At 43.3% G+C, this 730-nt stretch carries 1 protein-coding gene; it reads right to left on the bottom strand.

Annotation, left to right across the window (positions count from 1 at the left end; all coding sequences use genetic code 11):
• Positions 1 to 85: 85 nt before the first annotated feature.
• A partial coding sequence (locus FRX45_RS23085) for a FecR family protein (protein ID WP_152270851.1) occupies positions 86 to 730 on the bottom strand: 645 nt, incomplete at its 5' end.

Genomic DNA, 730 nt, shown 5'->3' on the forward strand with positions numbered 1-730 from the left:
GCCCATGCCCCGGTTGTGGCCAGTAAAAACAATACGGCCGTCAACATTGTCCCTAAGCAGCGTTTTGAAAAAGATGGTTTTCTTTTCATAACTGTTTTGATTGAGGGTTAATAATGATTAATTGTTGGTTTTGTGTTTGTATGCTGATGTTTAAGGTTTTCTCTATTACCTGTATCAATGTTGAAAAATCGTTAACCGATACCACAGCGGTAATCATAAGCTGTTTTTGAGCTTCGGTGGTAAAGACCATCTCCATTCCATAGTATTCTTTAATGAGCCGGGCAACGGTTGCCAGAGTGGTTTCCTCAAAATGCCATTCGCCCATTTTCCATGCGGCGGTATATAATCCGGTATCAGCCCTGGCAGTGATCAGTTCATTGCTGAGGGTATCCACGTTGAGTGTATAGCCGGCCTGCATATACACCGTTTTTCTTTTATCTTTTTCAAGGGTTACATTCACCCTGCCGCTGGTGAGCACCACATCGGTAGCTTTGGTGCGGGCATTTACATTGAACTCTGTTCCGGTTACATAAATCTTCAACTGGTTAGCATGTACAATAAAAGGAGTGAGGGCTGCTGTTCTTTTTACGCGGAAGTAGGCATTGCCTTGCAGGAAAATTTCTCTTACAGAAGCTGTTGCAAAATCGCTGTTATACCGCAGGGAAGAATTGCCATTGAGTACCACTACCGAACTGTCGGGCAACATAATTTCTTTCACTTGTCTTAAGCC

Source organism: Agriterribacter humi (assembly GCF_009192765.1).
GTDB classification, from domain to species: domain Bacteria; phylum Bacteroidota; class Bacteroidia; order Chitinophagales; family Chitinophagaceae; genus Agriterribacter; species Agriterribacter humi.